This is a genomic window from Nocardiopsis sp. MG754419, from assembly GCF_018207095.1.
Taxonomy (GTDB): domain Bacteria; phylum Actinomycetota; class Actinomycetes; order Streptosporangiales; family Streptosporangiaceae; genus Nocardiopsis.
In genome coordinates this window covers 1-7,979 of record NZ_QOCZ01000202.1, presented here as the reverse complement: position 1 = coordinate 7,979, position 7,979 = coordinate 1, and the positions used below count along the sequence as shown (strand labels likewise).

Genomic DNA, 7,979 nt, shown 5'->3' with positions numbered 1-7,979 from the left:
GGCGACGACCGCGTCGAGCGCCTCCCCCCACGGCTCGGGCTTCATCACCATGCCGGGGCCGCCCCCGTAGGGGGTGTCGTCGACGGTGTTGTGCCGGTCGTGGGTCCAGGAGCGCAGGTCGTGGACGCGCACGTCGAGCAGCCCCGTCGTCCGGGCCTTGCCGATCAGGGACAGGTCCAGGGGGGCGAAGTAGTCGGGGAAGATGCTGATGATGTCGATGCGCACGGCGTACTCGGTCTCGTTGGCTCGGCGACGGGGCGGTCGCGGCCGCTCAGTCGTTGGTCTGGAGGTCGAGCAGGCCGGGCGGCGGGTCCAGCGTGATCCGCCCCGCGGCCACGTCCACCTCGGGGACCAGCGTCGCCACGAACGGCACGAGGACCTCGTGACCGGCATCGGCGGTGATCACCAGCACGTCCTGCGCGTGGTGGAGGACGTCGTCGACGGTGCCGACGGTCGTGCCGTCGGTGGTGACCGCGGTGAGGCCGATGAGCTCGTGGTCGTGGAACTCGTCCGGGTCCTCCAGCGGGGCGATGTCCTCGGAGTCCACCAGAAGGACGGTGCCGCGGAGCGCCTCGGCGGCGTTGCGGTCGGCCAGGCCCTTGAACCGGACGAGCAGCCTGCCGCTGTGCCGCCGGAGGGAGGCGATGGTGAGCGGCCCCGCCGACACCGGGTCGGTGTGCAGGACCGCGCCCTCGGCGAACCGGGCATCGGGGTCGTCGGTGCGCACGTCGACGGCGACGTCGCCGCGGATACCGTGCGCACGGCCGATCCGGCCCACCACGAGTCGCATGAGTCTGTTCCTTCGATCGATACCGACCCCGAGACGTCCTACGGGGAAAACCGTGCCCGGACACCATGTCGGTGCCCGGGCACGGGTGCGGGGCGCCGACCGTCCGGCCGGCGCCCCAGGAGGCGCGTCAGCGCACTTCGTGCAGGTCCAGGAGGTCCACGCGCACGTAACGACCACCGGCGAGCGCACCGATGATGGTCCGCAGCGCCTTGGCGGTGCGGCCGTTGCGGCCGATCACCTTGCCCAGGTCGTCAGGGTGGACCCGAACCTCCAGAACCTTGCCCTTGCGGAGCCGCTTGGCTCTCACCTGGACGTCCTCGGAGTTCGCAACGATCCCCTTCACGAGGTGCTCCAGCGCCTCTTCCAGCACGATCAGGCCTCGCCCTCGGACTTCTTCTCGGCCTCGGCGTCGTCAGCAGGCTTCTCGGCCGGCTTGTCCGCCTTCTTCTCGGCCTTCTTGGTCTTCTTCTCCTGACCGGGGAGCACGAGCTCCTTGAGCGCGGCCTGGAAGGCGGCCTCGACGGCCTCCGGGTCCTTGGCCTCGGCGACCTGGAGCGGAGCCGGGGCCGGCAGGCCCTTGAACTTCTGCCAGTCACCGGTCTTGCGCAGGAGGACCTTCACCGCGTCGGACGGCTGAGCGCCGACGGACAGCCAGTACTGGACCCGCTCGGAGTCGACCTCGATGAGGCTCGGGTGCTCCTTGGGGTGGTACTTGCCGATCTCCTCGATCGCCTTGCCGTCGCGCTTGTTGCGGGCGTCGGCGACGATGACACGGTACTGGGGCGTACGGATCTTGCCCATACGCTTGAGCTTCAGTTTGACAGCCACTGGAGTGGTCTTCTCCCGATTAACGGTGTTAGGCGCCGGACGGCGGACCACGTGGGGTTGTGGAACCCGTCGAGGCAGGACGTGGGCGGCAGGCTAGTTAGAGGGCCGGCCCGCCACCGTTAGTCGACTCCTCATTGTGCCAGACGCCGGCGAGTTCCTTGTCCAGGACACCGCCACGAGTCCGGTCACGTTCGTGGGCGCGGCCGCCCCTCGGACGGGCCGCGCCCGGACTCACTTGTCGCCGTCGCCCTTGCCGAACTTGAAGTTCGACAGGTCGGGCATGTTCGATCCGCCGAAAGCGGGCGGAAGGCCGGACTGCGGGCCACCGCCGCCCAGGCCCGGGGGCAGCTGCGGCACCTGCGGGCCCTCCTCCTGACGGCGCTGCCGCTCGGCGGCGCGGTCGGCCTCCTGCTGGCGGGCCTTCATCGGGTTGCCGCTGCGCTGCTTGCCCTTCTTGGGCTTCTTGCCCTTCTTCGGCTTCTTGCCGCCGCCCATGCCCGGCATCCCGGGCATCCCCGGCATGCCGCCGCCGTTCTTCATCTTGCGCATCATCTTCTGCGCCTCGAAGAAGCGGGTGACCAGGCCGTTGACGTCGCCGACCTGGGTGCCCGAACCGTTGGCGATGCGCAGTCGACGCGACCCGTTGATCGACTTGGGGTTGGCGCGCTCCCCCGGGGTCATCGACTGGATGATCGCCTGGATGCGGTCCAGGGACTTGTCGTCGATGCTGTCGATCTGCTCGCGCATCTGCCCCATGCCGGGCATCATCCCCAGCAGGTTGCCGATGGGTCCGAGCTTGCGGACCATCATCATCTGTTCGAGGAAGTCGTCCAGCGTGAAGTCGTCGTCCGAGGCCATGGTCGAGGCCATCTTCTCGACCTCGGCCTCGTCGAACGTGCGCTGCGCCTGTTCGATGAGGGTGAGGACGTCGCCCATGTCCAGGATGCGCGAGGCCATCCGGTCCGGGTGGAAGAGGTCGAAGTCCTCGAGCTTCTCGCCGGTGGACGCGAACATGATCGGGCGACCGGTGATGTGCCGGATGGACAGGGCCGCACCACCGCGGGCATCACCGTCGAGCTTGGTGAGCGCCACCGCGTCGTAGCCGACACCGTCGAGGAAGGCCTGCGCGGTGTTCACCGCGTCCTGACCGATCATGGCGTCGACGACGAAGACGATCTCGTCGGGCCGGACCGCGTCACGGATGTCCGCGGCCTGTTGCATCATCTCGGTGTCCACACCGAGGCGACCGGCGGTGTCGATGATGACGACGTTGTGGTTGTTGCGCCGCGCGTGCTCGATGGACTCGCGGGCGACGTTCACCGGATCGCCGACGCCGTTACCGGGCTCGGGGGCGAACACGGGCGTGCTCGCGCGCTCGCCGACCACCTGCAACTGGGTGACGGCGTTGGGGCGCTGGAGGTCGGCCGCGACCAGCAGGGGCGTGTTGCGGTCGTCCGACAGCCATTTGGCGAGCTTGCCCGCCAGGGTGGTCTTACCGGCGCCCTGCAGACCCGCGAGCATGATCACGGTCGGCGCGGTCTTGGCGTAGCGGATCTGTCGGGTCTCGCCACCGAGGATCTCGACCAGTTCCTCGTTGACGATCTTGATGACCTGCTGGGCGGGGTTGAGGGCCTTGGACACCTCTTCGCCGCGGGCGCGCTCCTTGATCCGCGCGATGAACTCGCGGACGACCGGCAGCGCGACGTCCGCCTCGAGCAGCGCGAGACGGATCTCGCGAGCGGTCGCGTTGATGTCCTCCTCGGACAGGCGACCCTTGCCGCGCAGCGAGGAGAAGACCGATGTCAACCGGTCGGAAAGCGTCTCGAACACGAGTTCAGCCAGTCCTTCGTCTCGGAATTGGCTTCCCAGCCTACCCGCACGCCGTCACCTGGAGGGCTGCGCGGTCGGCCCGGTCGCCGGGTGCCGGAGCCTGTGCGTCGAACCTCGGGGTGGGGACCCGTGGTCCCCACCCCGGTCCACGAACGATGTCGCGGACGGTGCCGGGGCTACTGTCCCCCGTCGCCCTCGTCGGTGGCGTCCTCGTCGGTGCCGTCCTCGGCGCCGTCGTCCGCACTCTCCTCCGTGGCGTCCTCCTCGGGACCGGAGAGGGTGGCCTCACGCTGCTCGGTGATGGCGGCGAGCATCTCCTCCTGCTGGGAGGAGGTCAGGCCACGGGTGGACAGGACGGCGTCGGCGTCGATGCTGTACTCCTCGGGGTCGGAGCTGGTGACGTCGTAGTCGACCCCGCAGGACAGGTCGAGGGTGCCGCCGGCCTCCAGGGCGCCCGACTCCGAGCACTCCTGACCGCCGAGTTCGTCGTTGTTGAAGGTGACGTCCATGCGCACCAGCACGGTGCCGCTGCTGTTCTCGCCCCCGGTGTCCTGCACGGTGCCGGACCAGGTGCAGCTCGGACCCTCGTCACAGGACATCCCGGCCTCGCCGTCCCAGGCGGCCTGGACGCGGGCGTCGCGGGAGGACGTGAGTTCCTCCTCCGTGGCGGTGGTCAGCCCCGTGTAGAGCTCTTCGACCTCGGCCGTCTCGGCCTCGGCCAGGTCCAGACGGACCTGCGGGCCGGTCTCGGCGTCCTCGGGGACGAGTTCCTCGATGGCGATGCGCAGGATCCGGTTGGTCTCGGCGTCGATCCACACCTGGTTGCGCTCGCCCGCGAGACCGATCCGGTAGGCCCGGGTGCCGTCGAGGTTCTCCTCCACCGCCTCGTCGTCCTCCAGCTCCATCGCTCCGAGGGTCTCGGCGAGCGCGGGCGGGGCCAGCGTGGCGGAGGGGTTGAGGCCCGCCAGGGCGGGCGAGGAACGCACCCAGTTGCCCTCGAAGTCGTCGCTGTCGGGGCCGAAGACGCTCTGGTCGAGCCAGAACTCCTCGTCGGCCCGCAGGAACAGCTTGCCGTCGGCCGCGAGCACCTCCGCGTCGGTCCCGTTGACCTGGAAGGTTCCGCGCGTGGCCCCGCCGTCGGCGACGGTCAGCTCGGTCTCCTGGACGTCCGCACCGACACTGGCGGCGATCTGACCCGAGGCGACCACGGCCGGGTACTCGGCGAGCGCGGCGAGGGCCTCCTCCAGCAGGGGGGCGGCGTCGACGGGCTCCGCGGTCTCGGTGTCGGGCTCCTCCGCCTCGTCACCGCCTCCGAGGGAGCATCCGGCCAGCCCCAGCGCCATGATCGTTCCCACTGCGGCGAAGGCGAATCGTCCGCCCCTGCGACCCCTGTTGCGAGTAACCGGCGCCATCTTGCCTCCTGCCCCCATCGGCTGAGGGGTGCTGATACGAATCGGCGTTGAAGTGAGTCATCGGGGAGGGCTCGGACGCCTGACGGCCCGGCCGGCCGCTCCCCGGCACGTGATCGGTGTGCGTCCCGTCGGTGACCCGTGTATCGGGCAGGGACCGTCACACCGCTTCGAAAGAGTACCTAACCCCGACACTCGTCACGGCCAACCGCCCCGCATGAGTATCTCCACATATCCGGCGCCGGGGGTCACCGGCCCCGACGAGCCGCCGCGCACACGAACGGGGCCGACGGGGAGATCCCCGTCGGCCCCTGGACCACCTCACCGCGTCAACGGCGCAAGGTCCCTCGCCTCGACGTTGAGACTAGGACTTGACCTGCGGTGAGGCCGTCTCCCCGCCCGGAGGCGTCGACGAGGAGACCGCTTCCTCCTCCAGTTCGTCGAGCTCGTCGAAGGCGTAGGCCGACTCGGCGTGCAGCTCGTGGTCGAGGCCGTTGGTCTCGACCTCCTCGGCGATCCGGAAGCCGATGACGAGGTCGATCACCTTGGCGATGACCCAGGTGACGACGAAGGTGTAGAGCATGACGCCGAGGACCGAGATGGCCTGGGCGGCGAGGAGCCCGATGCCACCGCCGTAGAAGAGACCGGCGTCGCCGCCGCCCGGGACCGCCGCGGAGGCGATGAAGCCGAGCGCGAGGCAGCCGACGATGCCGCCGACCATGTGGATGCCGACCACGTCCAGGGCGTCGTCGTACTTGAACCGGAACTTCCAGCTGATGGCGTAGGCGCAGATGGCACCGGACAGGGCGCCGACGATGATGGCGCCGACCGGGGTCACGTTGGCGGCCGACGGAGTGATCGCGACCAGACCGGCGATGGCGCCGGAGGCGAAGCCCAGAGCGCTGACCTTGCCGTAGCGGATGCGCTCGACGAGCATCCACGCGGCGGTGGCGGCGGCGGTGGCGACCTGGGTGTTGACCAGGGCCAGGGCGGCCTGCTCGTTGGCGGCGTAGGCGGAGCCGCCGTTGAAGCCGAACCAACCGAACCACAGGAGCGCGGCGCCCAGCAGGACGAACGGCAGGTTGTGCGGGCGCATCGACTCGGAGCCGAAGCCCTTGCGGCGGCCCAGGACCAGGACCAGGGCCAGGGCCGCGGCGCCGGCGTTGATGTGGACGGCGGTGCCACCGGCGAAGTCGATGACCTCGGGCAGGCCGGTCCATTCGTGCATGGTGGCGACCCAGCCGCCGCCCCAGACCCAGTGGGCGACGGGGAAGTAGACGAGCAGGGCCCAGACCGGGGCGAAGAGCAGCCAGGCGCCGAACTTGGCGCGGTCGGCGATGGCGCCGCTGATGAGGGCCACGGTGATGACCGCGAACATCAGCTGGAAGCCGGCGTCGACGAGCAGCGGGTAGCCGCCCTCGCCGCCGTCGGCGGGCTCGACCTCGGTGATGATGCTGCTCAGGCCGACGTAGTCGAAGCCACCGATGAACATCTCAAGGGCGCCGTAGCCGGGAGCGTAGGTGAGCGAGTGCCCGATGAGCACCCAGAGAACGCTGACGATCGCGATGCTGCTGAAGCTCATGAGCATCATGTTGAGGACACTCTTCGCCCGCGACATGCCTCCGTAGAAGAAGGCCAGGCCCGGGGTCATGAGCATCACCAGTGCGGCGCTCATCAGCAGCCACGCGGTGTTGCCGGTGTCGATCATGTGGTCGCCTCCATGGGACGGGCGGGGGATTCTGTCATTCGATGAGGGCGGCGGTCAGCGAGCGCATCATCGAGCCCGATGCAGATCACCACGGCGACAACTGTCCGACCTCGGTGTTTCTCGGTGAGACCCCACGTGTTGCGCGAGCGTAAAAGGACAGACGGCGGTGTTAAGGGAGCGTGAACCGATGGGGCGGATCGCGCGGATGCACGTGCACGGGCACATCCCACACCCCCGAAACGCACCGAACGGCGCGCCATCGGCACTCTCAGTGAGATCTCACGCCGATAACGACACCCGTGCCAGGTGTGCGCTCCCCCGTATTGCGCGGGGATTGCGTGCGCGTGACGCTCCCATGGGGCGTGCTCGCGGCCCCCGTGCACCGCTCACAACGGCGAGAGGCCGGCGCACCCGCGGGTGCGCCGGCCTCTCGGTGCCGTCGTGGAGGTCGGAGCGGTCAGCCCAGGATCGCGTCCACGAAGACCTCGGGGTCGAAGGGCGCCAGGTCGTCGGGGCCCTCCCCCAGACCGACCAGCTTGACGGGGACCCCCAGCTCGCGCTGCACCTGGACGATGATGCCGCCCTTGGCCGTACCGTCGAGCTTGGTCAGGGCGATACCGGTGACGTTGACCACCTCGGCGAACACCCGCGCCTGGCGCAGTCCGTTCTGGCCGGTGGTGGCGTCCAGGACGAGGAGGACCTCGTCGACCTGGGACTTCTTCTCCACCACACGCTTGACCTTGCCGAGCTCGTCCATGAGGCCGGTCTTGGTGTGCAGGCGTCCGGCGGTGTCGATGATGACGGTGTCGGCGCCGTCCTGCACACCGCGCGCGACCGCGTCGAAGGCGACGCTGGCGGGGTCGGCGCCCTCGTCCTTGCGCACGACCGGGGCGCCCACGCGGGACCCCCAGGTCTGGAGCTGTTCGCTGGCCGCGGCGCGGAAGGTGTCGGCGGCGCCCAGGACCACGCTGCGCCCGTCACCGACCAGGACCCGGGCGAGCTTGCCCGTGGTGGTGGTCTTGCCGGTGCCGTTGACGCCCACGACCATGATCACGGCCGGACGGTCACCGTGCGGTTCGGTGCGCACGGCGCGGTCGCTGTCGGCGCCGAGCTGATCGAGCAGCTCGGCGCGGAGCAGTCCGCGCACCTCCTCGGTGTCGCGCGTGCCGAGCACCTTCACCCGGGTGCGCAGGTTCTCGACGATCTGGGTGGCCGAGGTGACACCGATGTCGGCGGTGATGAGCGTGTCCTCGATCTCCTCCCAGGCGTCCTCGTCGAGGTTCTTGGCGGAGAGCAGGTTGAGCAGTCCCTGACCGAGGGAGCTCTGGGAACGCGCCAGACGGGCGCGCAGGCGGACCATACGCCCGGCGGACGGGGGCGGGGTCTCGATCTCGGGTTCGGCGGGGGCCGCTGC

General features: G+C 69.7%; 7 protein-coding genes and 1 pseudogene. All 8 read right to left on the bottom strand.

The features are described 5' to 3' along the window. Positions 1 to 225 (bottom strand): annotated as a pseudogene (locus DSY14_RS25525) (tRNA (guanosine(37)-N1)-methyltransferase TrmD); the annotation flags it as partial. Between the two features lie 46 nt (positions 226 to 271). Further along, a complete protein-coding gene (gene rimM, locus DSY14_RS25520; RefSeq protein WP_211719160.1) occupies positions 272 to 790 on the bottom strand; it encodes a ribosome maturation factor RimM in 519 nt (172 codons plus the stop codon). Between the two features lie 127 nt (positions 791 to 917). After that, the gene (locus DSY14_RS25515; RefSeq protein ID WP_067601808.1) at positions 918 to 1,160 is read right to left on the bottom strand and encodes an RNA-binding protein; all 243 of its coding nucleotides are present in this window, start codon (positions 1,158 to 1,160) and stop codon (positions 918 to 920) included. A gap of 2 nt (positions 1,161 to 1,162) precedes the next feature. After that, entirely contained in the window at positions 1,163 to 1,618 is a 456-nt protein-coding gene (gene rpsP / locus DSY14_RS25510) for a 30S ribosomal protein S16 (protein WP_211719159.1), read from the bottom strand. 231 nt (positions 1,619 to 1,849) lie between these two features. Continuing rightward, complete coding sequence (ffh, locus tag DSY14_RS25505; RefSeq protein ID WP_211719158.1) at positions 1,850 to 3,448, bottom strand: signal recognition particle protein; 1,599 nt, start codon at positions 3,446 to 3,448, stop codon at positions 1,850 to 1,852. Between the two features lie 176 nt (positions 3,449 to 3,624). Then, the gene (locus tag DSY14_RS25500) at positions 3,625 to 4,860 is read right to left on the bottom strand and encodes a hypothetical protein (RefSeq protein WP_211719157.1); all 1,236 of its coding nucleotides are present in this window, start codon (positions 4,858 to 4,860) and stop codon (positions 3,625 to 3,627) included. A 361-nt stretch (positions 4,861 to 5,221) separates the two neighbouring features. Then, complete coding sequence (locus DSY14_RS25495) at positions 5,222 to 6,565, bottom strand: ammonium transporter (RefSeq protein WP_211719156.1); 1,344 nt, start codon at positions 6,563 to 6,565, stop codon at positions 5,222 to 5,224. Positions 6,566 to 7,022: 457 nt separating this feature from the next. Continuing rightward, positions 7,023 to 7,979: signal recognition particle-docking protein FtsY (gene ftsY, locus DSY14_RS25490; RefSeq protein WP_211719155.1), on the bottom strand; the 957-nt coding region annotated here is incomplete at its 5' end.

Bases quoted from the DNA above. Each gene is read 5' to 3' on its own strand.
- DSY14_RS25495 (WP_211719156.1), bottom strand. From the start codon at position 6,565: ATGATCGACACCGGCAACACCGCGTGGCTGCTGATGAGCGCCGCACTG.
- rimM (WP_211719160.1), bottom strand. From the start codon at position 790: ATGCGACTCGTGGTGGGCCGGATCGGCCGTGCGCACGGTATCCGCGGC.
- DSY14_RS25500 (WP_211719157.1), bottom strand. From the start codon at position 4,860: ATGGCGCCGGTTACTCGCAACAGGGGTCGCAGGGGCGGACGATTCGCC.